This window comes from Mixta calida (assembly GCF_002953215.1).
In the GTDB taxonomy this organism is placed as follows: Bacteria; Pseudomonadota; Gammaproteobacteria; order Enterobacterales; family Enterobacteriaceae; genus Mixta; species Mixta calida.
In genome coordinates this window covers 4,011,929-4,035,706 of record NZ_CP026378.1, presented here as the reverse complement: position 1 = coordinate 4,035,706, position 23,778 = coordinate 4,011,929, and the positions used below count along the sequence as shown (strand labels likewise).

Genomic DNA, 23,778 nt, shown 5'->3' with positions numbered 1-23,778 from the left:
AAAAGAGAGGGCGGATCGGCCATCCGCCTTCGGAAACGGGACGAAAACCCGGCCAGCAAACGGCATTGACGCTTGTGGCCAGGACTGGTGCGTTAGTAATTCCTTACTTGGTCAGGCGGCTTTCCGCATCTTTCAGCGCCGCTTCCACGCTCTGACGCCCGTTAATCGCGTTCAGCACCGCGCTGCGTTCGGCGTACCAGAAGGCGGCCATCTGCGGCACATTCGGCATGATCTCGCCTTTCTGCGAGTTCTCCATGGTGGCGGCAATCTTCTCATCCTTCGCCAGCTTCTCCTGGTACGATTTCAGCGCCACCGCGCCCAGCGGTTTGTCAGCGTTCACTTTCGCCAGCCCGTCATCGGTCAGCAGATAGTTTTCAATAAATTCTTTCGCCAGCTCTTTATTCGGGCTGGCGGCGTTAATACCGGCGCTCAGCACGCCGACGAACGGCTTCGAGGGTTTGCCTTTAAAGGTCGGCAGCAGGGTGACGCCATAATTGACCCTGGCGCTTTCGATATTATTCCAGGCCCAGGGACCGTTAATAGTCATGGCGGTTTCGCCTTTATTAAAGGCGGCTTCGGCAATAGCGTAATCAGTGTCCGCATTCAGGTGTTTATTTTTAATCAGGTCGATCAGAAATTTCAGGCCTTCCTGAGAACCCTGGTTATTTACGCCAACATCTTTGATGTTATAGCTGCCGTTCTCTTTCTTAAACGCATAGCCGCCGTCAGCCGCAATTAAAGGCCAGGTGAAATAGGGCTCCTGAAGATTAAACATAATGGCGCTCTTGCCTTTGGCGCGTAGCTGCTTATCCAGCGCCGGAATTTCTTCCCAGCTTTTCGGCGGGTTCGGCAGCAGATCTTTGTTATAAATCAGCGACAACGATTCCACCGCCACCGGATAACCGATCAGCTTGCCGTTGTAGCGCACGGCGTCCCAGGTGAAGGGATAGATTTTGTCCTGTAATGCCTTATCCGGCGCCACTTCCGCCAGCAGGCCGGACTGCGCATAGCCGCCGAAGCGATCGTGCGCCCAGAAGATAATATCCGGGCCGTCGCCGGTGGCTGCGACCTGCGGATATTTCTCTTCCAGCTTATCGGGATGCTCGATAGTGACTTTAATCCCGGTATCCTGCTCAAACTTCTTGCCCACTTCCGCCAGGCCGTTATAACCCTTGTCGCCGTTGATCCAGATGACCAGCTTGCCTTCTTCGATTTTCGCCAGTGCCGCGCCGGGCAGCAGCGCGGCAGTCAGGGCGCATAACAACAGCGTTTTGCTATTTAGTTTGAACTTTGACATTTCCCTTACCTCTAAACGTGAGTGGTTGTCGTTAGGCAGAAGTCTGCTGCTAAGAGACGGCTGACTCATCCTCCCTGTTGCTACGCCCTGCCGGTAAGAAGTGTGATCCCTGTGGCTTTTTCGCCGCTTTCTGCGTGTCAGGACACAAAAAACACCCCATTTTCCTGCCGTTTCGATCACGAAAAAGCCTGTCGTGACCGCCGGATCCCCCTGCGGGCATCAAACTCATCCTCCTGCCTCCTCCCCCGTAAAAAAGCGAATGGTGGAGGATTTTTCCTCCGCGCCCTTCGCGCACACTCCCTGCCATTCAAAGGAAGTCGTGACGAGACGGGAGAAACCAATGACAAATGTGGTGCTGAAAGAAGTCACCAAATCCTGGGGCGATGTGGTGGTATCGAAAGATATCAACCTGACCATTGCCGAAGGAGAGTTCGTGGTATTTGTCGGGCCGTCAGGCTGCGGCAAATCGACGCTGCTGCGCATGATTGCCGGCCTGGAAGATATTACCTCCGGCGAGCTGACCATCGGCGGCAAACGCATGAACGAGGTGCCGCCCGCAGAACGCGGCATCGGCATGGTGTTTCAGTCCTATGCGCTCTATCCCCACCTGACGGTAGCGGACAATATGTCGTTCGGCCTTAAGCTGGCTGGCATCGGCAAAAGCGAAATTCAACAACGTGTTTCCCAGGTGGCGGAGGTGTTGCAGCTGGCGCATCTGCTCGATCGGCAGCCGAAGGCGCTCTCCGGCGGCCAGCGTCAGCGCGTGGCGATCGGCCGCACGCTGGTGGCCGAGCCGCAGGTTTTCCTGCTGGATGAGCCGCTCTCCAACCTCGACGCCGCGCTGCGCGTACAGATGCGCATTGAAATCTCCCGCCTGCACAAGCGCCTGCAACGCACCATGATTTACGTCACTCACGATCAGGTCGAAGCGATGACGCTGGCGGACAAAATCGTGGTGCTGGAAGGGGGCCGCATCGCGCAGGTCGGCAAGCCGCTGGAGCTTTATCACTATCCGGCGAACCGCTTTGTCGCCGGCTTTATCGGCTCGCCGAAGATGAACTTCCTGCCGGTCAAGGTCACCGCTATCGCCATCGATCAGGTACAGGTTGAGTTGCCTAATCGCCAGCAGGTCTGGCTGCCGGTCGACAGCACCGGCGTGCAGCCCGGCGCCAATATGTCGCTGGGCATTCGCCCGGAACATCTGCTGCCCAGCGAAGTGGCGGACGTCACGCTGCAGGGCACCGTTCAGGTCGTCGAACAGCTCGGTCACGAAACGCAAATCCATATCCAAATCCCCGCGCTGCGTCAGAACCTGGTTTACCGCCAGAACGACGTGGTGTTGGTTGAAGAAGGTGCCCAATACGCCATCGGCCTGCCGCCACAGCGCTGCCATCTGTTCCGTGAGGATGGACGCGCCTGCCGTCGGTTACACAGCGAACCCGGCGTAGAAGCACACATAACAACAGCAGAAAGTTAACAGGAGAACAGCGATGATAACGCGCTCTAAGTACCCTCTGGCCGTGGCAGTGGCCCTCGCAGTTGTAGCACCGCACGCCAGCGCGGTGGATTTTAAAGGTTACGCCCGTTCCGGCATCGGCTGGACCGGCAGCGGCGGCGAGCAACAGTGTTTCCAGGCGACCGGCGCCAACTCCAAATACCGTCTCGGCAATGAATGCGAAACCTATGCGGAAATCGAGCTGGGTCAGGAAGTCTGGAAAGAAGGCGAGAAAAGCTTCTACGTCGACAGCATGATCGGCTACAGCGTATCGCAGCAGAATGACTATGAAGAAGATTCGCCTGCCGTGCGTCAGATGAACGTAGTGGGTAAAAACCTGTTTGATGCGCTGCCGGGCGCCAATATCTGGGCCGGTAAGCGTTACTACAAACGCCACGACGTGCATATGATCGACTTCTACTACTGGGATATCTCCGGTCCTGGCGGCGGTATCGAAGATATCGATCTCGGCTTCGGCAAGCTGTCGCTGGCGGCTACCCGCAGCAGCGAGGCTGGCGGCTCCTCAGCCTTCGTGACCGGCAATACCCGCGGCCAGGCGAAAGATCGCGCCAACGATATCTTTGACGTGCGTCTCGGCGGCATGGAAGTCAACCCCGGCGGCGCGCTGGAGCTGGGTTTTGACTACGGTAGCGCCAACGACACCGACGGCTACAGCCCGAATGACGAAGACGCCTCCAACGACGGCTGGATGGCGACCCTGGAGCATACCCAGACCTTCTACGGCACCAGCCTGAACAAGTTTGTCGTGCAGTACGCCACCGACGCCATGACGCAGAACCGCAACGGCCGTCCGGGCACTGCGGAGAACAATAACGGCTCGATGATTCGCGTGATTGACCACGGCGCCATCGACTTCAACGACACCTGGAGCCTGATGTATGTCGGCATGTACCAGGATGTGGATCGCGACAACAACAACGGCACCACCTGGTACACCGTGGGCGTGCGCCCAATGTACAAATGGACGCCGATCATGAGCACCCTGTTGGAAGCGGGCTACGACAACGTTAAATCGCAGCGCACCGGCGACCGCAACAGCCAGTATAAAGTTACCCTGGCCCAGCAGTGGCAGGCGGGCGACAGCATCTGGTCGCGTCCGGCCATCCGCGTGTTCGCTACCTACGCCAAGTGGGATGAGAAATGGGGCTACGCTTCTTCGCAGAAAAACGATCAGAACTACGTCGGCAATTTGCCGGGCACCACCGCAGGCGTCGCCTATAGCGATACCGCCGCGCACACCTTCAGCCGCGGCGACAGCGATGAGTTCTCTTTCGGCATTCAGATGGAAGCCTGGTGGTAATAAGACAAGTTAAAGGAGCGTAGTCGGCTCTGCGTCCTGCCTTAGCCCGCCTCCCTATTGCCTGAGAGAGGCGGGTTTCTCTTGAGGATAAAAAAATGAAAAAACATCTGCTCGCGCTCTGCCTGTTTCCGGCCCTGAGCTTCACCGTGCTGCCTGGCTTCGCCGCCAGCACCAGCATCAACCCGCAAAACGTGGCGACGGCGCCGTCCGTGTCGCCCGATAAGCTGCAGCGCCTTTCCTGGCTGCCGATGACGCCGCCGGTCAGCCAGGATATCGTCCTGAACGCCGGTTCGGTCGCCCTTAACGAAGGCAATATCAGCGGCCCGGTCGCCGCTATCGCCTTGCCCGCCGATCAGGGTTCGCTGGAAGTCACGCTCGCCAGCCTGATGAAAGATCGCAAAGTTTACGCGCCGAACGTGCTGGTGCTGGACAGCCAGCTACAGCCCGCCGCCTTTTTCCCCAGCAGCTATTTTACCTACCAGAAACCCGGCATCGTCGCCACCAACCGTCTGGAAGGCACGATGAAGCTGACGCCGGTGCTGGGACAAAAACAGATCTACCTGCTGATCTACACCACCACGCGCGACCTGGCGCAAACTTCCACCATGATCAATCCGGCCAAGCTTTACGCGGAAGGGGCGAGCAACGCCATTCCCGATGTACCGGACCCGGTGGTGCAGCATGTGAATACCGGCACCCTGTCGCTGAAAGTGAAGAGCGAGCAGAACAGCGGCAATATCATGATCGGCAAGCTGTTCGGATCCGACAACGCCAAACCGGTGGTGGTTGGCAGCAGCGCGGCGGCGACGAGCCAGCCTGCTAACAACGCGCCGGCGCCGGTCGCAGCCCCTGCGCCGACACCGGCGGCAAAAGCGGAGCCGATGCTGAACGACACGGAAAAATATTTTAACGACGGCATCCGCAGGGCGGTAAAAGCGGGCGATATCGACAAAGCGTTGAAGCTGATGAACGAGGCGGAACGCCTGGGTTCTTCATCGGCCCGCGCGACCTTTATCAGCAGTGTGAAAGGCAAGGGATAACATCCCCATAGTGCTGATCTTGCTGGACGATTGGTGCGCCACAGGCGCACCCTTTTTCGCTGGCTAAACGTCGGGTTTTTCCACTGCGTCGCGTGTTCTGCGCGAGGCTCTGCGCTACACTATGACACCTGTTTTTTTACCGGAGATGCCGTATGTCGAATCACGCGCTTTCCCTGTTGCGCGCAATCGAATGGCTTCCCGCTTCGTCACCGCTGCTTTCCGCCGCCGTGCTGGACTGGCTGATGGAAGAGGATTCGATGACGAAGCGCTTTGAACGTCACTGTCGGCACGTTACCGTTGAACCCCTGAATGAAGGCTTCGTCACCGCAGACGAGATTGCCGGGGAGCTGCCGTTTCTGCCGCAGGAGCCGCGCTACTGGCTGCGCGAGATTATTCTTTCCGGCGACGGCGTGCCCTGGCTGGCTGGCCGCACGGTGGTGCCGGAATCGACGCTAAACGGGCCGGAATCGGTGTTGAGCCAGCTCGGCACGCGTCCGTTGGGCCGCTATCTCTTTTCTTCCTCTACCCTGACGCGGGACTTTATCGATCCCGGCATCGCCGCAGGACAGTGGGGACGCCGCTCGCGCCTGCGTTTATCGGGCAAGCCGCTATTGTTGACTGAACTGTTTTTACCCGCTGCGCCGCTTTATCAAAGCCTCTCAGGAGAATCACGTGAGTAATATAGAAAAAGGGCTGACGCTGACGAAGCTGCAGGCCTGGAGCCGCCTGATGCGTATCGATAAACCGATTGGCTCGCTGCTGCTGCTCTGGCCGACGCTATGGGCATTATGGTTGGCGGGCGAGGCGGTGCCGCCGCTGCAGGTGTTGCTGGTGTTTGTGCTGGGCGTCTTTTTTATGCGTGCGGCGGGCTGCGTGGTAAATGATTTCGCCGATCGAAAAATCGACGGGCATGTCAAACGCACTCAAATGCGCCCGCTCGCCAGCGGCGCGGTCAGCGAAAAAGAGGCGAAGGTGCTGTTTGTGGTGCTGGCGCTGGTGTCGTTTGGACTGGTGCTGACCATGAACGCGCTGACCATCTGGCTGTCGTTCGCCGGACTGGCGCTCGCCTGGGTTTATCCCTTTATGAAGCGCTATACCCATCTGCCGCAGGTGGTGCTGGGCGCGGCCTTCGGCTGGGCGATCCCAATGGGCTGGGCGGCGGTCAGCGACAGCGTGCCGCTGAATGCCTGGCTGCTGTTTTTCGCCAACATTTGCTGGACGGTGGCCTACGATACCCAGTACGCCATGGTTGACCGCGACGACGATTTAAAAATCGGCGTGAAGTCGACGGCGATCCTGTTTGGCCGCTTTGATAAGCTGATTATCGGGCTGCTGCAGCTCTCTACGCTGCTGCTGCTGTCGCTGGTGGGGCTGCGTATGGGGCTGGACGGCGCATTTTACTGGTCGCTGCTGATCGCCGGCGCGCTCTTTGTGCATCAGCAGAAGTTGATCGCCGAACGGCAGCGCGAACGCTGTTTCCAGGCGTTCCTGAATAACAACTATGTCGGACTGGTGATTTTTATCGGCATTGCGCTGAATATGCTGCCGTTCAGTCAGTGGTGACGGCCGCACGATAATCTTTGGATGATAAAAAAACGGGCGCCTGAGGCGCCCGTTTTCTTTATGCTTGCGTCTTTTTTACACCTGCGTCGCCAGCCCGCTGTGGGCTACGGCGTTTTCAATGGTTTGACGCACGTCGCTGGTAATCAACTCCGACAGCAGGCGCGACGTGTTCTGCGTCTGCGCCAGTGCGGCGTCGCCCGTGTCGCTGATATAGCCTTCGTCACGTAGCGTCAGCACCAGGGTGGAGAACACCGCCTTATCGAAAAATTCCGGCGCGTTGATGCCGTGCAGTACTGACAGGCGCTGCGCCAGCGTGCGGCTCTCTTTTTCAAGCGAACCGCGGTTGATTGCCGGATTGGCGCTGAGGATAGAGAAGGTGATCGCATAGCGTTGCAGCGTTTCGCGCATGCCTGCCGCCAGTAGTTGCAGCGTGCGGAAACGGCCCGCGTTCAGGCGCATCATATCGCCTTCAATCACGATCAGCTGCTGGCGCGCCAGCTCCGCCGTCAGCGCCTGGAGCAGGTGCGGTAGCTCCGCTTTATCCCAGCGCAGGAACAGCTCGCTCTTCAACAGCGGATAGATCACCGTAACCTGACGCAGCAGCTCATCCGCCGAGATTGCCTGATGCTGTTGCACGATAGCGGCGATCAGCGACGGCATCACCAGCATGTGATGAACGTTATTGCGGTAATAGGTCATCAGCACCGCCTGCTCGCGCGGCAGGATGATGATATCGCCGATATTGTCCTTTTCCGTCTCGAACTTGTTCATGTTCAGCGCGTGTTCCAGCAGCGCTTCCGGCGTCATGTCCGGCACGGTCGCATCTGCGGAATAGGGCACATTGCGCAGCAGTTCGAGATAGCATTCCAGCTGCTCCAGCAGCTGCTCTCGCGTTAACGAGCGTTGACGCGAGGCGAGCAGGGCGGTCACGCAGAGGTTCATTGCGTTGGCGGCGCCGGCGTTATTGATGCGCACCATAATCTGCTGCGCAATATCGTTGACCGCCGGCGTCAGCCACTGCGGACGCTGCGCCACAATCGGATCGATCGAGTCGCGCCACTCCGGCACATGACGGTTGAGGTAGTTCACCAGCGGCAGCGGTTCGCCGAAGTTCACGTAGCCCTGACCCAGATTGCGCAGCTTGCTCAGGCCGCGCAGCATCTGCATAAAGCCTTCTTTCTCTTTCGCCGCGCCGCGCAGCTCTTTGGCGTAAGTGCCCACTTCCATTACGTGCTCATAGCCGATATAGACCGGCACCACGGTAATCGGGCGGTTGCCGCCGCGCAGCATCGCCTGGAGGGTCATCGACAGCGTGCCGGTTTTCGGATCGAGCAGTCGGCCAGTGCGCGAACGTCCGCCTTCGACGAAATACTCCACTGAATAGCCGCGGCTGAACAGCTCGCCCAGATATTCGCGGAACACGGTGGAGTAGAGCTTATTGCCCTTGAAGGTGCGGCGAATAAAGAACGCGCCGAGACGGCGGAAGATCGGGCCAGCGGGCCAGAAGTTAAGGTTGATGCCTGCGGCGATATGCGGCGGCACCAGCCCCTGATGATAAAGCACGTAAGAAAGCAGCAGATAGTCCATATGGCTGCGGTGGCAGGGAACGTAAACCAGCCCGTGCCCGTCCAGCGCCAGCTGACGAATGCGTTCGCCGCCGCTGACGTTGATGCCCTGATAAATTTTGCTCCAGGTCCAGCCGATAACGCGGTCGGTCAGGCGGATCATCTCATACGAGAAGTCGGCCGCAATCTCTTCCATCAGCTCAATGGCGTTCTGCTGCGCTTTTTCTTGCGAAATCTTCTTGCTGCGCGCTTCGTCTTCTACCGCCTTGGCGATAGCCTGCGACTGCAACAGCTTATTAAACAGATCGTGACGCACCGGCAGACGCGGGCCGACTGCGGCCAGGCGCTGACGGGCGAAATGGATGCGCGCCACGCGCGCGAGCTTTTGCGCGATGGTTTTATCGGTGCCGTGTTCGGTGGCCATGCGGCGCAGCGATACCATTGGCGAGAAGCGAACAAAGCTGTCGCGTCCCAGCCAGAAGACGGCAAAAAACTTCTGCACTCCGTTGAGCTCGCGCAGATGCGGCGTTTGTTCGCCCTGCACTTCGCGTCCCGGCGCACGGCCGAACATCACGGATACCGGCACCATCTGCACATCCAGATCGGGATTGTTGCGGTGCAGGTCGAGGTAGTCGTGAAACAGCTTCACCGACTCCTGATTAGGCACGAAGTAGGGGAAAACGCGCGGCCCGTCATGGATAAACACATGACGCGGCAGCAGGGCGCCGTCGATCTCCAGCGGCTCCAGCGGATCGGGCAGATCGTGCAGGCGGCACTGGGTGCGCAACGCCAGAAGATCGGCCTTTGAATCGTAAGGCAATACATACATAATGGGGCGCGACGTGTCGAGGCCCAGTTCCGCGACCGGATCGCCCGGAATCGCCTTACTTTTGACTAAAAATGTAAGTGGTAAATTCAATAACTTATAATAAAGTTTACGCCAACCTGACATAGACAACATGAAGCCTCTTGTTAGCAAAGCGCGGCAAGCATACCAGAAAGCGCATTGAAGATCTGTGGTGTTGCAATTAGTGCGGCACCCTGACATTGACGTTAAACATCGCAAAGGGTTCCCCGAACATGGCAAATAACGTAACGGGCTTGACGCGCATCATTAAAGCGGCTGGCTACTCCTGGAAAGGATTGCGCGCGGCCTGGCAGCACGAAGCGGCTTTCCGTCAGGAAGCGGTGATGGCGCTGGTGGCGGTCGTCGTCGCCTGCTGGCTGGATGTCGATGCGATAACGCGCGTGCTGCTGATCGGTTCGGTCGCCCTCATTATTATTGTCGAGATCCTTAACAGCGCTATCGAAGCGGTGGTCGATCGCATCGGCAGCGAACTTCATCCGCTGGCGGGACGGGCGAAAGATATGGGCTCCGCTGCGGTTCTGCTCAGCATCATACTGGCTCTCTTTGTCTGGGCAACCTTGCTGTGGGCATATTTGCGATAGCGCTTCCGCATTCGACAAAGTGTTGTTTTTTACACTGCATTCGGTTTCCATTCCGACAATACCTGTATATACTCACAGCGACTGTATAAACAACCAGGGGGCGGGATGAAAACCTTAACGGCTCGACAGCAGCAGGTTTATGACCTGATTCGCGATCACATTAACCAAACGGGGATGCCGCCAACGCGTGCGGAAATCGCTTCCCGTCTTGGCTTCCGCTCTCCAAACGCCGCAGAAGAACATCTGAAAGCACTGGCGCGTAAAGGCGTTATTGAGATGGTGTCCGGCGCTTCGCGCGGCATCCGCCTGATGGCGGAAGAGGAAAACGGCCTGCCGTTGATTGGCCGCGTCGCCGCTGGCGAGCCGCTGCTGGCGCAGGAGCATATTGAAAGCCGTTTTCAGGTCGACCCTAACCTGTTTAAGCCTCACGCTGATTTCCTGCTGCGCGTCAGCGGCATGTCGATGAAAGATATCGGCATCGTCGACGGCGATCTGCTGGCGGTGCATAAAACGCAGGATGTGCGTAACGGCCAGGTCGTGGTGGCGCGTATTGATGATGAAGTCACGGTTAAACGCCTGAAAAAACAGGGTAACACGGTGCAACTGCTGCCGGAAAACAGTGATTTTCAGCCCATCGTGGTCGATCTGCAACAGCAAACCCTGACTATCGAAGGCCTGGCCGTCGGCGTGATTCGCAACGGCGACTGGCTCTGAAACTGATGTGGCGGCTCCTCTGCCGCCACTGAATAGCCCCTGATTCATATTTATCCGGCGATAACCGCTGTGGCCTGTCGCCATACTATTTTCGCGGATTGTCATGCAACTCTTCTCTGCAACCGATAAAAATCTCTGGCGGCTGGCGCTGCCGATGATCCTTTCCAATATTACCGTTCCTCTGCTGGGCCTGGTTGATACCGCCGTGATCGGCCATCTCGACAGCCCCGTCTATCTGGGCGGCGTCGCCGTAGGCGCGACGGCGACCAGCTTCCTGTTTATGCTGCTGCTCTTTTTACGCATGAGCACCACCGGGCTGACGGCCCAGGCGTTCGGCGCTGGCGATAAATCGGGACTGGCGCGCGCGCTGGTTCAACCCTTGCTGATCGCCGTCGTCGTCGGGCTGGCTTTTGTGCTGCTGCGCGATCCGCTTAGCGCGCTGGCGACGCGCGTCGTTGGCGGCAGCCCGGCGGTGCTGGAGCAGGCGAAGCGCTTTATCCATGTGCGCTGGCTCAGCGCGCCCGCTACGCTGGCGAATCTGGTCATTTTGGGCTGGCTGCTGGGCGTGCAGTATGCGCGGGCGCCGGTGATTTTGCTGGTGGTCGGCAACCTGGTAAATATCCTGCTCGACCTGTGGTTTGTTATCGGCCTTGGCTGGGGCGTAGCGGGCGCCGCTGCGGCAACCGCGATTGCGGAATACGTGACGCTGGCGGTCGGGCTGGGCATGGTGTGGCACCTGCTGCGCCTGCGGCAAATTACCTTCTTACAGCTGAAGCAGGGGCTGCGCGGCGATATGCGACGCCTGCTGCGCCTTAACCGCGACATTATGCTGCGCTCGCTGCTGCTGCAGCTCTGTTTTGCTTCGGTAACCGTGCTGGGCGCGCGCATGGGCAGCGATATCGTCGCGGTTAACGCCGTGCTGCTGATGTTTCTGACCTTCACCGCCTACGCGCTGGATGGCTTCGCCTATGCGGTGGAAGCGGTCTCCGGGGAAGCCTTCGGCGCCAGAGATGCCGATAAGCTGCGGCGGGTCTGGCTGGCGGCCTGTCGGCAGGCGGGCCTGGTGGCGCTGCTGTTCGCCTGTGCCTACGCGCTTTGGGGTAAAGAGCTGGTGGCGCTGTTGACCTCGCTGCCAACGTTGCAGGCGCAGGCGGATCGCTACCTTCCCTGGCAAATGCTTCTGCCGCTGGTCGGCGTCTGGTGCTATCTGCTGGACGGCATGTTTATCGGCGCAACGCGCGGGCGCGAAATGCGCAACAGCATGGCGCTGGCCGCGCTGGGTTTTGCCTTAGCGCTGGCGACGCTGCCTTATTTAGGCAACCATGGCCTGTGGCTGGCAGTAACGGTTTTTCTTATGCTGCGCGGCCTGACGCTCGGCTGGATCTGGCGTCAACACCAGCGGCGCGGCGACTGGTTCACGATTTGACACATTTATATGCGGCTGCGCTTATTACCTGAATTAACTCGTTTTTAAGGGTAATCGACAGGTTTTTCGGCGTGTTTTCAGTTCATCTGACTGAGATTACGAGCAGAAACGCCGTATTCAGCTATCATTAAAGGGTGACAAACAAGGAATCAGCGACTGTTTTCACTGAACATACAGCGCTGACAGTCTGCAAGCTGTTAACACCTAAGGTAGAGGAAATAACGATGAACAGAGACGAAGCCGGCGGTAACTGGAAACAGTTTAAAGGTAAGATGAAGGAAAAATGGGGCAAGCTGACCGATGACGACATGACCGTTATCGAAGGTAAACGCGATCAGCTTGTTGGTAAAATTCAGGAACGCTACGGCTATGCAAAAGACGAAGCGGAAAAAGAAGTGAGCGATTGGGAGACACAAAACCGCGACCATCGCTGGTAAGTTTAAAGCCCTTCAGGAAGATGCTCCTGCCCCTGGCACAAGGAATGTGCCGCTCCCCTCTGTTTTTTTATCTTTTTTAACGCGGTCACGCTCTTTTCTTGCTGCCCCGTTTTCTGGTTATGTTTGGCATGATGAGGTTATTTTAGCGCTTACTACCCTTCAGACCGGCTTTAGCGACAAACCTGTCGCCTTCCCCCTAACGCAGCCATTACTGGCACCGCTTCGGCTGTTTTTTAACGCCCGCGCTTTTTGCTTATCAGCGTATGGTCATGATTACAGCTTTCAGGATGCTGGCAACTTTCGACATCTTTACATCCGTTGCACAAGCCGTGCGCTTCAATCACGCTATTACGCAGCGCAAAGCCGCTCTGCTGCGCCAGCGACTCCAGAATCGATTCCACGCCCTGAGCATGCTGTTCATTCACCGCGCCGCAGCGATCGCAAATCAGCATCGCTGAAGTATGTTGCGGTTCCTCGAAATGATGACACACCACATAGCTGTTGTTTGACTCAACGCGATGGATAAACCCCTGCTCCAGCAGGAAATCCAGCGCGCGATAAACGGTAGGCGGCTTGGCCTGCGGTTCAGAGGCGCGCAGCAGGTCAAGCAGATCGTAGGCGCTAATTGCGCCGTTCTGCTCGCTCATCAAACGCAGCACCTCCAGACGCTGCGGCGTCAGGCGCACGTTGCGTTGCTGACAGATTTTTTCAGCCTGCGACAGAATCTGTTTTGAAGGTGAAACGCTCATAATTTTTCTCCGGGCGATTGAGATGTTATCTTATCACGTTGGATAAAAAACGCCGACTCCTTCCTGAAGTCCTCAGAAAAGCGCTATTTCGCGCCTGAATTACCGAAAGTTTCCGAATTATATCTCCTGGCGGCATGCCTGAACCCGCCGATAATACGCAGCGTCCAACGCGGAAAAGAGACAGATCCATTCTTAATTGTTAATTTCCAGTTTGCAGGAGAATTAATATCCAGCTAATGTTCACTCAGGCTTAAGCGGCATAGGGAAAAACAGAGCCGCAGCGAATGCAACAGATAAGCCACTCACTGCTTATAAAAGCAGCAATTCACTGATAAGTCGGGGAAAACGCCTTGAGTTCAGGGCAATAAAATGGGCAATTACTGGTCATCATGCGCCCAGTGATTTTCTACATACTTTCAGCTTATTTTTGGTGGCGTCTGATAATGGCAATGAAAACCGTTCAATCTTTCAAGCTTTCTTCTGCAACAGCCTTAACCGCAATTTTATTTACCTCTTTTTCATCACAGGCAGCCGGCAGCTATTTTGACGCGCGCAATGATGCGATGGGCGGTACCGGGGTCGCTTCATCGAACTATACCACTGCGCCATTATCAAACCCGGCGCTGCTGACGAAAGGCCGGGCGGAAGATCGCGTCAGCGTTATTCTGCCTTCTGTCGGCGTGCAGATCAGCGATAAAGATAAAATGGTTGATAAGATCGATGACGTAACCGATACGGTGAATCATTATCGGGACGTATTCAGGAATTTTACGCCCATCGATTTTCTGACGAATCCTTCTGCCATTCGCTCCGCTTCCGGCGACCTGGCCAACCAGCTGCGCGATCTGCGCGGCAACAAGGCGGACGGCTCCGCCGGCGCGGCTATTGTAGTGGCGGTGCCGAATGAGACGCTGCCGTTCGCTTTTGTCGCCAAAGCTTATGGCTCCGCCCATCTGCAAGCCGACGTGGCGCAAAGCGATATCGACCTGCTCGATACCGTCGCTAACGGCGGATTTCCGACGTTAGCCGATCCGTCTCAACTGCGTTCCAGCGCTACCGGCGTGGCGGCTATCGTCGCCGACTACGGCATTGCGGTCGCCCATGAGTTTAACATCGGCGAACAGGCGGTTTCCGTGGGCGTGACGCCTAAGCTGCAGCAGACTCGCCTCTATAATTACCGCGCTTCGGTTTATAACTTCGATAAAGATCGGGTGACTGACAGCGAATATCGCACCAGCAATACCGGCTTTAACCTCGACGCCGGCCTGTCAACCGACGTGGGCGCGAACTGGACCTTTGGCCTCAGCGCGCAGAACCTGATCCCGCGTGATATCGATACGAAGCGTGTGAATGGCTATCAGGATACCTGGCAGATCCGCCCGCTGGTGACCGCCGGCGCCGCCTGGCATAACGAGGTGCTGACCGCCAGTCTTGATGTGGACGCGACGCCGACCAAGCGTTTTAAATCGCAGGATGACAGCCAGTATGCGGGCGTAGGCGTGGAATATCGCGTGCTGGACTGGTTACAGCTGCGCGGCGGCTATCATGCCGATATGAAATCCAACGACAAAAATGTTGTGAGCGCCGGCTTTGGCGTATCGCCTTTCAACAACCGCGTTCACCTCGACCTTGCGGGCTCGGTGGGCGAAGACAATACCTGGGGCGCCATGGCGCAGCTGGGCTTCTCCTTCTGATAATGCAGGCTGCGCCGGAAACGGCGCGGCTTTCAGGCAAACACCACTTTAAGGCTGCCCGGCGTCCGGCGCGGTTTTCCTGCCACGATTTACATATCCCGGCCCAAACGGATCGGGCATTTCAAAATCTTAGCCTCACTAATGACGCAGAGTTGCCCGCACAGCATGTTCGACTATTTAGGCTGGACATTGCTGATAGCTTTGCACGGCTTTCACATCAAGAACAGGCTATGTATTTTCGGGCCGGTTTTATGCACGTTTTATTCGCTCCGTTTATCCATATTCCGATAATTAAACGGCTAAAAATACGCCGTTTGCAGCCGACGCGCGGCGAGTGCCGTTTCATCTGTGCGCGTAGGATCCATTATGTTAAGTAACGCCGGGTTTACGGAAAGATTAAGCTGAAGTGATTGAAAAGGCGTGCAGTTTATTTTTTACTCAGTCGTACTGGCATCAGTCTAAATAACAAACAACAGGGATTGTTTTTATGCAAATCATGAGGATGACGTATAACGATCTGACAAAGGGCGGCGGGGAAGCAAAGCTACACGTTTACGGCGTAGGGACGTTCCCGGTATTCAGCGGCCAAAAACCCTACACCAACGATCCTGACTGCGCGTTTTTGAAAAACAGCGCAATCCCAGTGGGCCGTTACTGGATTGTGCCACGGCATGAAGGAAGCTTAAAGAACCGAGCCAGGGCGGCGGCCGGTGACCTGTGGTTCAGTTCGAATCATTATGAATGGTTTGCGCTCTTTAATGCCCAGACAATGGACGAACATATTTTCGTAAATGGCATCTCGCGTGGCGGCTTTCGCCTGCATCCGTTGCGGCCCGATGGTTCCGGGGTAAGCGAAGGATGCATAACTTTCGTTAATCGCCCTGATTTTTACGTTGTCAGAAATGCGTTATTAAAAACAAAAAAGATGCTCGTTCAAGGCTCACGCACTGGGCTGATGGCGTTCGGTTATAGAGACGTACAAGGAGATCACGATTTTGCGAATTGCAAATTTCGTTAAAAAGGCTGGCGGCTTCGTGCTGTGCTTTATTCTGGCGTTTGCCTTATCTCGCTACGATATGCCGCTCCATCGTCCGTCGACCTGGATAATTGACTATCTCTACCAGATTTTTAGCCGTTATCAGGAGGATATATACGAACCAGATGCAGATCCGGTTACGTTCATTTCGATAATTGCCGTTGTCAGCGTTTACGCGACAGCTCTTTACTGGCTGTTTAAAATAGCAATCAGAAAGTTAAAGCGTTGACAGATTACAGCCCTCATTCATTGGTCAGGATTCCGACCACGTAGCCGTTGCAGACTCAAATCGACCGACACTACGGCAGGATTAACCGTGCCTGTAACGGGACGTACGTCTCTGCGGGATCAGCGCCTGGCAACCAATAGCGTTGGCTCTCTGTTTCGGCAACGGCTGGCGTAAAGTCACGTCGGCGCGTTGACGTTTTTGTGTGTTATAGTAGGCCAGATTTTATTCATCCCGGCAGAGACGCGCTATTCCGCTCTGTGGTCGGCGCCGAAAAAGCAAAACACATTTAAAAGTACAGAAATGCATCAAAGCCAACATTCCCAGAACGCGTCATCCACGCAGGCGGTCGCTGCTGAGCAAGCGGTATATCCTTCTCAACGCTTTTCCATCGCGCCCATGCTCGACTGGACCGATCGGCACTGTCGTTATTTCCACCGCCAGCTGACGCGAAACACGCTGCTTTACACCGAAATGGTGACCACCGGCGCGATTATTCACGGCAAAGGCGACTATCTCGCCTACAGCGAAGAAGAGCATCCGGTCGCCCTGCAACTGGGCGGCAGCGATCCGGCGGCGCTGGCGCAGTGCGCACAGTTGGCGCAGGCGCGCGGCTATGATGAGATCAACCTCAACGTCGGTTGTCCATCCGATCGCGTGCAGAACGGCCGCTTCGGCGCTTGCCTGATGGGCGAGGCGGCGTTGGTGGCGGACTGCATTAAAGCGATGCGTGACGTCGTCTCGATTCCGGTCACGGTGAAAACCCGCATTGGCATCGACGAGCAGGACAGCTATGAATTTCTCTGCGATTTTATAGGCACCGTGGCGCAGCAGGGCGGCTGCGATACCTTTATTATTCACGCGCGCAAGGCCTGGCTCTCCGGCCTGAGCCCGAAGGAAAACCGCGAGATCCCGCCGCTGGACTATCCGCGCGTTTATCAGCTGAAGCGTGATTTCCCGCAGCTGACGCTGGTGCTGAACGGCGGCGTGAAGTCGCTGGAAGAGGTGCAAACCCATCTGCACTATCTCGACGGCGTGATGATGGGACGCGAAGCCTATCAAAATCCCGGTCTGCTGGCGCAGGTCGATCGCACGCTGTTTGGCAGCGGCGCGCCGGACGCCGATGCAGTGGCCGTCGTGCGTGCTATGTATCCCTATATTGAACGCGAGCTGGCGCAGGGCACGTACCTGGGCCACATTACCCGACACATGCTGGGCCTGTTCCAGGGCATCCCAGGCGCGCGTCAGTGGCGCCGCCATCTGAGCGAGAACGCGCACAAGCCGGGCGCTGGCATTGAAGTGGTGGAAAAAGCGCTGTCGCTGGTCGCCGACAAGATGACCGTGACTGCGTGATGTGTTTTAAATATGTTAAAACCTGTGCGGCGACGTGCAGGTTTTTTTATGTCCTCCGCGTGTCAAAACACCCATTGCGTTGAAAATTGATAGTTAGCTATCAAAGAGTTGAACGGAAAATAGCGGTCAGGATGCGGGCTGGATCACAGAGTGATATTTTGCTTAGCGTTTTTTCGCAATTAAACATATTTTTTACTTATGAATTCTGCGAGACTGTTTTCCGTTGAGTCGAAACAATCCATCGCCGCTGTACTCTACAACAGCGCGAATGATAAAAAAGAAAAGGGGCTTCCTGCGGGAGGCCCCATTTTTTTGCCTGAACCGTTACGGAATCAGCAGGCTGGAACCGCGCGTCGAGCGGCTTTCCAGCGTGATATGGGCTTGCTGCGCGTCGCGCAACGGGAAACGCTGATTTTCCGGCACGTTAACCTTGATCGCACCGCTGGCGATCATCGAAAAGAGATCGTTACCGGCGCGCTGAAGCTCGTCACGCGTGGTGATATAGCCATTAAGGGAAGGGCGCGTCAGATAAAGCGAGCCTTTCTGATTCAGGATCGCCAGATTCACGCCGGTCACCGGACCGGAGGCATTGCCGAAGCTCACCATCAGGCCGCGTCGCTGTAAGCAGTCAAGCGAGGCTTCCCACGTCGCTTTGCCCACCGAGTCATACACCACGCGCACTTTCTTACCGTCGGTCAGCTCGCTGACGCGCTGGACGATATCCTCTTCCTGATAGTTTATGGTCGCCCAGGCGCCGTGATCTTTCGCCAGCTGCGCTTTTTCTGCCGAGCCGACGGTGCCGATCAGGTGCGCGCCCAGCGCTTTCGCCCATTGACAGGCGATCAGCCCGACGCCGCCCGCCGCTGCGTGAAACAGAAAGGTTTCGTCAGGCTGCACTTCATAGGTCTGACGCAGCAGGTAATGCACTGTCAGCCCTTTTAAAAACGCCGCCGCCGCCTGCTCGAAGGAAATGGCGTCCGGCAGTAGCGCGATTTTATCCTGATGTACATTGTGAATTTCGCTGTAGGCCCCCAGCGGCGCCTGCGCGTAAACCACCCGATCGCCAGGCTTAATGGCGGTGACGCCGCTACCGATCTTCAGCACCACGCCCGCCGCCTCGGTACCGATGCCGGAAGGCAGCGACGGGGCCGGATACAGGCCGCTGCGCACGTAGGTATCGATGTAATTTATGCCGATGGCTTTGTTCTCCACCTGCACTTCATATTCCCCCGGTTCGGCGGGATCGAAGTCAACCCATTGCAGCTCTTCCGGGCCGCCGTGGCGGGCTATCTGAATACGTTTTGCCATGTTTGCTCCTCATGGTTTCCGGCAGCCGGAATTCGCGCCGGACGGGCGTAAAAGCGGTAAAAAACAGGTATACTTGCGCGTCACTCACACATTCGGTATTGCATTCACTATGGCAGGAAATAAACCCACCAACAAATCCAACGAGGTTCGCGATCGCCAGGTAGAAGGGCTGAAATTGCCGCCCCATTCGCTGGAAGCGGAGCAGTCGGTGCTGGGCGGGTTGATGCTGGACAACGAGCGTTGGGACAACGTCTCAGAGCGCGTAGTGGCCGAAGACTTTTACAGCCGCCCTCATCGTCTGATATTCAGTGAAATGCAGCGGCTGCTGGAAGCCAGCCAGCCTATCGACCTGATTACCCTTTCGGATTCGTTGGAGCAGCGCGGCGAGCTGGATATGGTCGGCGGCTTCGCTTACCTGGCCGAGCTGTCGAAAAACACCCCCAGCGCGGCAAACATCAACGCCTACGCCGATATCGTGCGCGAACGCGCGGTCGTGCGTGAAATGATCGCGGTCGCTAACCAGATCGCCGACGCCGGCTACGATCCGCAGGGGCGCAGCAGTGAAGATCTGCTCGACTTCGCGGAGTCGAACGTTTTTAAAATCGCCGAACAGCGCGCCAATAAAGATGAAGGCCCGAAGAATATCGAGCAGATCCTGGAAGCGACCGTTTCGCGCATCGAATCGCTCTATCAGACGCCGCACGACGGCGTAACCGGCGTCGATACCGGCTATCAGGATCTCAACAAGAAAACCGCAGGTTTGCAGCGCTCCGACTTGATTATCGTCGCCGCGCGACCCTCGATGGGTAAAACCACCTTCGCCATGAACCTGTGCGAAAACGCCGCGATGTTACAGGATAAACCGGTGCTGATCTTCAGTCTGGAGATGCCCAGCGAACAGATCATGATGCGTATGCTGGCGTCGCTGTCGCGCGTGGACCAGACGCGTATCCGTACCGGCCAACTGGATGATGAGGACTGGGCACGCATCTCCGGCACCATGGGCATTCTGCTGGAGAAAAAGAACATCTATATCGATGATTCCTCCGGCCTGACGCCGACCGAGGTGCGCTCGCGCGCGCGTCGCGTGTTCCGTGAAAACGACGGCCTGAGCATGATCATGATCGACTACCTGCAGCTAATGCGCGTACCGTCGCTTTCCGACAACCGTACGCTGGAGATTGCCGAGATCTCCCGCTCGCTGAAGGCGCTGGCGAAAGAGCTGAACGTGCCGGTGGTGGCGCTGTCGCAGCTTAACCGCTCGCTGGAGCAGCGCGCCGATAAACGTCCGGTCAACTCCGATCTGCGTGAATCCGGCTCGATCGAGCAGGACGCCGACCTGATCATGTTTATCTACCGTGACGAGGTTTATCACGAAAACAGCGATCTGAAAGGCATCGCCGAGATCATTATCGGTAAGCAGCGTAACGGCCCGATCGGCACCGTACGCCTCACCTTCAACGGACAATGGTCGCGTTTCGACAACTATGCCGGGCCGCAATACGACGACGAATAGCATGCACGTTTTGTGCATCGCGTCCGTATCATCATAAAATTGTGTTGGACATTTGCCGCTCCTGCGCATATCTGTAACGATTTCGGCGCAGAGAGCGGCAAAATGCCATGACACACATCGACGATTACGATCTGAAAATTTTGACCCTGCTGCAAAGCAATGGTCGGCTAACCAACCAGGAGCTCAGCGATTTGGTGGGCCTGTCCGCCTCGCAGTGTTCCCGCCGTCGCATCAGCCTTGAACAGGCTAACCTTATTCTTGGCTATCACGCCCGTGTCTCCCCGGATGCGGTCGGGTTGGGCATGATCGGCCTGATTGAGGTGCGTCTGCTTAATCACACCAGCGACTATGTCACCAGCTTTCATCGCATGGTGGCGGAGCAGAGCGCGATCGTCGACGCCTGGAAAACTACCGGCGACGCCGACTATCTGTTGAAGGTAGCGGTCGCGAGCCTGGCGGAATTGAGCGCGTTGATCAGCGAAATGGTGGCAGGGCATCGCAGCGTGGCGCATGTAAAAACATCCGTGGTGCTGGAAAGATTAAAAGAGAACGGCCTGATGATCGCCCCGTCTCTGCACGTTAAAAGTGCATGATGCACCAAGGTGGTGCGTTACGGGCGCATTTACGTTGAACTGTGCGTTGTAAAATCCATCGATGCACGCTGAATGCATGGATCGGCAATATTTTGCGCGAGACGTGCAAAAAAAGCTCCTGTAATTTTCAATAGGTTATCCCGCTCGCCAGATAAAGTCGCCGGGCCGCTGCGTTTATGGTGCGATTCTTGCTGTCGGTTATCTTTTTACTCTGGTCATCAGGTCCATGGATAACATTGTACAACCTGCCCGCGTTCCTCACTCTCTGCTGGAAGATACGCTGGCGCTGCTGTTTGGCACGCTGATGGTTTCGTTTGGCGTCGTTATGTTGAAACAGGCTGGCGCGCTGACCGGCAGCACCGCCGGCATCGCCTTTCTGCTCAGCTACCTGACCTCATGCTCTTTCGGCCTGCTGTTTTTCATCATCAACCTGCCGTTCTACTGGCTGGCGGTAAAGCGTATGGGCTGGGCTTTTACGATCAAAACCTTTTGCGTGGTGGCGCTGGTGTCGATCTTTACCCGCCTGCATCCGCTGTTTATGCATTTCGACGCGTTGAATCCGTTTTATGCGACATTGTTCGGTAACGTGATGATGGGTGTTGGGTTTATAGTGTTGTTTCGTCATAAGGCCAGCCTGGGCGGCATCAACATCCTGGCGCTTTGGTTACAGGATCGCTTCGGCATCCGCGCCGGTAAATTGCAAATGGCGGTAGACAGCGGGGTGGTGCTGGCCTCGCTGTTTGTGGTCTCTGCGTCGATGCTGGCGGCGTCGGTCGTCGGCGCGCTGATCCTGAACCTGATCATTGCGTTAAATCATCGGCCCGGCCGTTATGCCGTTTGACCTGCGCAGCTGTGCCTCTTTACCTATTATTATGGAGATTCACCGTGTTTCAGAAAGTTGATGCCTACGCTGGCGATCCGATACTTACCCTGATGGAAACCTTCAAACAGGATCCGCGGGCGCACAAGGTTAACCTGAGCATTGGCCTCTATTACAACGAGCAGGGGATCATTCCTCAGCTGCAGGCGGTGGCCGAAGCGGAAGCGCGCCTCAATGCCCAGCCGCATCAGGCATCGCTCTATCTACCGATGGATGGCCTCGCCAGCTACCGGCAGGCGATCGCGCCGCTGCTGTTTGGCGCGCAGCATCCCGCTTTACAGGCGAACCGCATCGCCACCATCCAGACCGTAGGCGGCTCCGGCGCGCTGAAAGTAGGCGCGGACTTTCTGAAACGCTATTTCCCGCAGTCGCAGGTATGGGTCAGCGATCCGACCTGGGAAAACCATATCGCCATCTTTGCGGGCGCCGGTTTTGAGGTGAATACCTATCCCTGGTATGACGCCGAAACCCACGGCGTGCAGTTCGACGCTTTCCTGGCGACGTTGCAAACCCTGCCGGCGCAAAGCGTAGTGCTGCTGCATCCCTGCTGCCATAACCCGACCGGCGCCGATCTCACTAACGATCAGTGGGATCGCGTGGTCGAGGTGCTTAAGGCGCGTCAGCTGATTCCTTTCCTCGATATCGCCTATCAGGGTTACGGCGCCGGTATGGAAGAGGACGCTTACGCCATTCGCGCCATCGCCGCCGCGGGCATCTCTGCGCTGATCAGCAACTCTTTCTCGAAGATATTCTCGCTCTACGGCGAGCGCGTCGGCGGCCTGTCGGTGGTATGCGCCGATGCGGAAGAGGCGACGCGCGTACAGGGTCAGCTGAAGGCTACCGTACGCCGCAACTACTCCTCGCCGCCGAACTTCGGCGCGCAGGTGGTAGCCTGCGTGCTGAACGATGAGGCGCTGAAGGCAAACTGGCTGGCGGAAGTGGAAGCGATGCGTCTGCGTATTCTTGAGATGCGTCAGTCGCTGGTGACGGTGTTGAGCACGGCGCTGCCGGGCAAAGACTTCGATTATCTGCTGAAGCAGCGCGGCATGTTCAGCTACACCGGGCTGAGCGCCCAGCAGGTCGATCGCCTGCGCAACGAATTCGGCGTCTATCTGATCCACAGCGGCCGCATGTGCCTGGCGGGCCTTAACAGCCGCAACGTGCATCAGGTGGCGGAAGCCTTCGCAGCGGTGATGTAATTCTCACCTTACCCATCAGGCGGCGCTGGCCGCCTTTTTTATTTCTTCCCGACAAAAGCCGCGCCGGATACGGCGCACAGACTTTTTCCGCCCGACGGGTTTACCTTTGCGCCACATGCTGCACACTTAACAGAGTCATTCAAATAAGGAGCAACGTTAATGTGGCATCAACAGACCCTTTCGCTGAGCGCAAAAGCGCGCGGCTTTCACCTGGTGACCGATGAGATTGTGCAACAGCTACCGGCGCTACGTGAAATCAACACGGGACTGCTGCATCTGCTGCTACAGCACACTTCCGCTTCAATCACCCTGAATGAAAATTGCGATCCCACGGTGCGCAGCGATATGGAGCAGCATTTCCTGCGCCATGTGCCGGAAGATGCGCCTTACCAGCACGATTATGAAGGCGCGGACGATATGCCGGCGCACATTAAATCGTCGCTGCTGGGCGTATCGCTGCTGCTGCCGGTTAGCCGTGGGCGTCTGGTCTTAGGTACGTGGCAGGGCATCTGGCTGGGAGAACACCGCGTACATGGCGGCTCACGTCGGATTGTCGCCACGCTGCAAGGAGAATAACCATGAATACGTCCGATCTGCTGTCATACTGCATGAGCAAAGAGGGCGCGGAGCAACGCGTCCATAACGACTGGAAAGCGACGCAAATCCAGTCTGACGGCGTGCTGTTCGCCATGGTGCATGAATCGGAAGGGCGCCCGGCCGTCTCGCTGAAAACCTCGCCGGCGCTGGCTGAACTGCTGCGCGAGCAGCATGAGGATGTCTTTCCCAGCGCGCACCTGAATAAAACGCACTGGAGCACGCTTTACCTCGACGGCGGACTGAAGGATTCGCAGATCTACTATCTGGTGGATGCGTCGCTACAGCAGGCGCTGGCGACGAAAGGCGGACATCACGGCTGA

General features: G+C 56.9%; 23 protein-coding genes. 19 read left to right on the top strand and 4 right to left on the bottom strand.

From position 1 onward, the window contains the following. Window positions 1-103 precede the first annotated feature (103 nt). Window positions 104-1,297: a maltose/maltodextrin ABC transporter substrate-binding protein MalE gene (gene malE, locus C2E16_RS19200; RefSeq protein ID WP_038629821.1), complete on the bottom strand. Its 1,194-nt coding sequence runs from the start codon at window positions 1,295-1,297 to the stop codon at window positions 104-106. A 340-nt stretch (window positions 1,298-1,637) separates the two neighbouring features. On the opposite strand from malE, the gene malK reads away from it, so the two are divergent. From malK to ubiA, 5 genes are all read left to right on the top strand, one after another. Then, window positions 1,638-2,774, top strand: coding sequence for a maltose/maltodextrin ABC transporter ATP-binding protein MalK (gene malK / locus C2E16_RS19195; RefSeq protein WP_038629822.1), 1,137 nt, complete (start codon window positions 1,638-1,640; stop codon window positions 2,772-2,774). A 13-nt stretch (window positions 2,775-2,787) separates the two neighbouring features. Beyond that, window positions 2,788-4,113 (top strand): maltoporin, encoded by a 1,326-nt coding sequence (locus C2E16_RS19190; RefSeq protein ID WP_038629823.1) that lies wholly within the window; start codon window positions 2,788-2,790, stop codon window positions 4,111-4,113. A gap of 95 nt (window positions 4,114-4,208) precedes the next feature. Next, complete coding sequence (malM, locus tag C2E16_RS19185; RefSeq protein WP_038629824.1) at window positions 4,209-5,153, top strand: maltose operon protein MalM; 945 nt, start codon at window positions 4,209-4,211, stop codon at window positions 5,151-5,153. A 152-nt stretch (window positions 5,154-5,305) separates the two neighbouring features. Then, window positions 5,306-5,833 (top strand): chorismate lyase, encoded by a 528-nt coding sequence (gene ubiC, locus C2E16_RS19180; RefSeq protein WP_038629825.1) that lies wholly within the window; start codon window positions 5,306-5,308, stop codon window positions 5,831-5,833. A 1-nt stretch (window position 5,834) separates the two neighbouring features. Further along, entirely contained in the window at window positions 5,835-6,716 is an 882-nt protein-coding gene (gene ubiA, locus C2E16_RS19175; RefSeq protein ID WP_038630255.1) for a 4-hydroxybenzoate octaprenyltransferase, read from the top strand. A 75-nt stretch (window positions 6,717-6,791) separates the two neighbouring features. Here ubiA and plsB read toward each other — a convergent pair whose 3' ends face one another. Further along, window positions 6,792-9,233, bottom strand: a complete 2,442-nt coding sequence (gene plsB / locus C2E16_RS19170) for a glycerol-3-phosphate 1-O-acyltransferase PlsB (protein WP_038629826.1) — start codon at window positions 9,231-9,233, stop codon at window positions 6,792-6,794. Window positions 9,234-9,361: 128 nt separating this feature from the next. On the opposite strand from plsB, the gene C2E16_RS19165 reads away from it, so the two are divergent. From C2E16_RS19165 to C2E16_RS19150, 4 genes are all read left to right on the top strand, one after another. Continuing rightward, window positions 9,362-9,730 (top strand): diacylglycerol kinase, encoded by a 369-nt coding sequence (locus tag C2E16_RS19165; protein WP_038629827.1) that lies wholly within the window; start codon window positions 9,362-9,364, stop codon window positions 9,728-9,730. Between the two features lie 105 nt (window positions 9,731-9,835). Continuing rightward, complete coding sequence (lexA, locus tag C2E16_RS19160; protein ID WP_038629828.1) at window positions 9,836-10,444, top strand: transcriptional repressor LexA; 609 nt, start codon at window positions 9,836-9,838, stop codon at window positions 10,442-10,444. Between the two features lie 103 nt (window positions 10,445-10,547). After that, window positions 10,548-11,870, top strand: coding sequence for an MATE family efflux transporter DinF (gene dinF / locus C2E16_RS19155; protein WP_038629829.1), 1,323 nt, complete (start codon window positions 10,548-10,550; stop codon window positions 11,868-11,870). Window positions 11,871-12,094: 224 nt separating this feature from the next. After that, complete coding sequence (locus tag C2E16_RS19150; protein ID WP_038629830.1) at window positions 12,095-12,307, top strand: CsbD family protein; 213 nt, start codon at window positions 12,095-12,097, stop codon at window positions 12,305-12,307. A 233-nt stretch (window positions 12,308-12,540) separates the two neighbouring features. Here the strand turns inward: C2E16_RS19150 and zur are convergent, their stop codons facing one another. Further along, window positions 12,541-13,056: a zinc uptake transcriptional repressor Zur gene (gene zur, locus C2E16_RS19145; RefSeq protein WP_038629831.1), complete on the bottom strand. Its 516-nt coding sequence runs from the start codon at window positions 13,054-13,056 to the stop codon at window positions 12,541-12,543. Window positions 13,057-13,499: 443 nt separating this feature from the next. Here zur and C2E16_RS19140 point away from each other — a divergent pair, with 443 nt between their 5' ends. The 4 genes from C2E16_RS19140 (at window position 13,500) to dusA (ending at window position 17,365) form a co-directional block, all read left to right on the top strand. Further along, the gene (locus tag C2E16_RS19140; RefSeq protein WP_084970385.1) at window positions 13,500-14,750 is read left to right on the top strand and encodes a conjugal transfer protein TraF; all 1,251 of its coding nucleotides are present in this window, start codon (window positions 13,500-13,502) and stop codon (window positions 14,748-14,750) included. 502 nt (window positions 14,751-15,252) lie between these two features. After that, complete coding sequence (locus tag C2E16_RS19130; RefSeq protein WP_257152239.1) at window positions 15,253-15,768, top strand: DUF2778 domain-containing protein; 516 nt, start codon at window positions 15,253-15,255, stop codon at window positions 15,766-15,768. Then, the gene (locus tag C2E16_RS19125) at window positions 15,746-16,015 is read left to right on the top strand and encodes a hypothetical protein (protein WP_038629835.1); all 270 of its coding nucleotides are present in this window, start codon (window positions 15,746-15,748) and stop codon (window positions 16,013-16,015) included. Before C2E16_RS19130 ends, C2E16_RS19125 begins: the two co-directional genes overlap by 23 nt. 300 nt (window positions 16,016-16,315) lie before the next feature. Then, entirely contained in the window at window positions 16,316-17,365 is a 1,050-nt protein-coding gene (gene dusA / locus C2E16_RS19120) for a tRNA dihydrouridine(20/20a) synthase DusA (protein WP_084970388.1), read from the top strand. A 324-nt stretch (window positions 17,366-17,689) separates the two neighbouring features. Here the strand turns inward: dusA and C2E16_RS19115 are convergent, their stop codons facing one another. Then, a complete protein-coding gene (locus C2E16_RS19115) occupies window positions 17,690-18,673 on the bottom strand; it encodes a quinone oxidoreductase (RefSeq protein ID WP_038629837.1) in 984 nt (327 codons plus the stop codon). A gap of 109 nt (window positions 18,674-18,782) precedes the next feature. Between C2E16_RS19115 and dnaB the strand changes: the two genes are divergently transcribed. From dnaB to C2E16_RS19085, 6 genes are all read left to right on the top strand, one after another. Further along, window positions 18,783-20,189, top strand: coding sequence for a replicative DNA helicase (gene dnaB / locus C2E16_RS19110; RefSeq protein ID WP_038630256.1), 1,407 nt, complete (start codon window positions 18,783-18,785; stop codon window positions 20,187-20,189). A 107-nt stretch (window positions 20,190-20,296) separates the two neighbouring features. Beyond that, the gene (locus C2E16_RS19105; protein WP_038629839.1) at window positions 20,297-20,782 is read left to right on the top strand and encodes an Lrp/AsnC family transcriptional regulator; all 486 of its coding nucleotides are present in this window, start codon (window positions 20,297-20,299) and stop codon (window positions 20,780-20,782) included. A gap of 226 nt (window positions 20,783-21,008) precedes the next feature. Then, window positions 21,009-21,623 carry a YitT family protein gene (locus tag C2E16_RS19100; protein ID WP_084970389.1) on the top strand — a complete coding sequence of 205 codons (615 nt, stop codon included), beginning with the start codon at window positions 21,009-21,011 and terminating at the stop codon, window positions 21,621-21,623. A 44-nt stretch (window positions 21,624-21,667) separates the two neighbouring features. Beyond that, a complete protein-coding gene (locus C2E16_RS19095; RefSeq protein ID WP_084970390.1) occupies window positions 21,668-22,861 on the top strand; it encodes an amino acid aminotransferase in 1,194 nt (397 codons plus the stop codon). Between the two features lie 159 nt (window positions 22,862-23,020). Then, window positions 23,021-23,437, top strand: coding sequence for a secondary thiamine-phosphate synthase enzyme YjbQ (locus C2E16_RS19090; protein WP_038629842.1), 417 nt, complete (start codon window positions 23,021-23,023; stop codon window positions 23,435-23,437). Between the two features lie 2 nt (window positions 23,438-23,439). After that, the gene (locus tag C2E16_RS19085; protein ID WP_038629843.1) at window positions 23,440-23,778 is read left to right on the top strand and encodes an MmcQ/YjbR family DNA-binding protein; all 339 of its coding nucleotides are present in this window, start codon (window positions 23,440-23,442) and stop codon (window positions 23,776-23,778) included.

Coding starts and splice junctions, on each gene's coding strand:
- malE (WP_038629821.1), bottom strand. CDS start 1,297: ATGTCAAAGTTCAAACTAAATAGCAAAACGCTGTTGTTATGCGCCCTG.
- malK (WP_038629822.1), top strand. CDS start 1,638: ATGACAAATGTGGTGCTGAAAGAAGTCACCAAATCCTGGGGCGATGTG.
- C2E16_RS19190 (WP_038629823.1), top strand. CDS start 2,788: ATGATAACGCGCTCTAAGTACCCTCTGGCCGTGGCAGTGGCCCTCGCA.
- malM (WP_038629824.1), top strand. CDS start 4,209: ATGAAAAAACATCTGCTCGCGCTCTGCCTGTTTCCGGCCCTGAGCTTC.
- ubiC (WP_038629825.1), top strand. CDS start 5,306: ATGTCGAATCACGCGCTTTCCCTGTTGCGCGCAATCGAATGGCTTCCC.
- plsB (WP_038629826.1), bottom strand. CDS start 9,233: ATGTCAGGTTGGCGTAAACTTTATTATAAGTTATTGAATTTACCACTT.
- C2E16_RS19165 (WP_038629827.1), top strand. CDS start 9,362: ATGGCAAATAACGTAACGGGCTTGACGCGCATCATTAAAGCGGCTGGC.
- lexA (WP_038629828.1), top strand. CDS start 9,836: ATGAAAACCTTAACGGCTCGACAGCAGCAGGTTTATGACCTGATTCGC.
- dinF (WP_038629829.1), top strand. CDS start 10,548: ATGCAACTCTTCTCTGCAACCGATAAAAATCTCTGGCGGCTGGCGCTG.
- C2E16_RS19150 (WP_038629830.1), top strand. CDS start 12,095: ATGAACAGAGACGAAGCCGGCGGTAACTGGAAACAGTTTAAAGGTAAG.
- zur (WP_038629831.1), bottom strand. CDS start 13,056: ATGAGCGTTTCACCTTCAAAACAGATTCTGTCGCAGGCTGAAAAAATC.
- C2E16_RS19140 (WP_084970385.1), top strand. CDS start 13,500: ATGGCAATGAAAACCGTTCAATCTTTCAAGCTTTCTTCTGCAACAGCC.
- C2E16_RS19130 (WP_257152239.1), top strand. CDS start 15,253: ATGACGTATAACGATCTGACAAAGGGCGGCGGGGAAGCAAAGCTACAC.
- dusA (WP_084970388.1), top strand. CDS start 16,316: ATGCATCAAAGCCAACATTCCCAGAACGCGTCATCCACGCAGGCGGTC.
- C2E16_RS19115 (WP_038629837.1), bottom strand. CDS start 18,673: ATGGCAAAACGTATTCAGATAGCCCGCCACGGCGGCCCGGAAGAGCTG.
- dnaB (WP_038630256.1), top strand. CDS start 18,783: ATGGCAGGAAATAAACCCACCAACAAATCCAACGAGGTTCGCGATCGC.
- C2E16_RS19105 (WP_038629839.1), top strand. CDS start 20,297: ATGACACACATCGACGATTACGATCTGAAAATTTTGACCCTGCTGCAA.
- C2E16_RS19100 (WP_084970389.1), top strand. CDS start 21,009: ATGGATAACATTGTACAACCTGCCCGCGTTCCTCACTCTCTGCTGGAA.
- C2E16_RS19090 (WP_038629842.1), top strand. CDS start 23,021: ATGTGGCATCAACAGACCCTTTCGCTGAGCGCAAAAGCGCGCGGCTTT.
- C2E16_RS19085 (WP_038629843.1), top strand. CDS start 23,440: ATGAATACGTCCGATCTGCTGTCATACTGCATGAGCAAAGAGGGCGCG.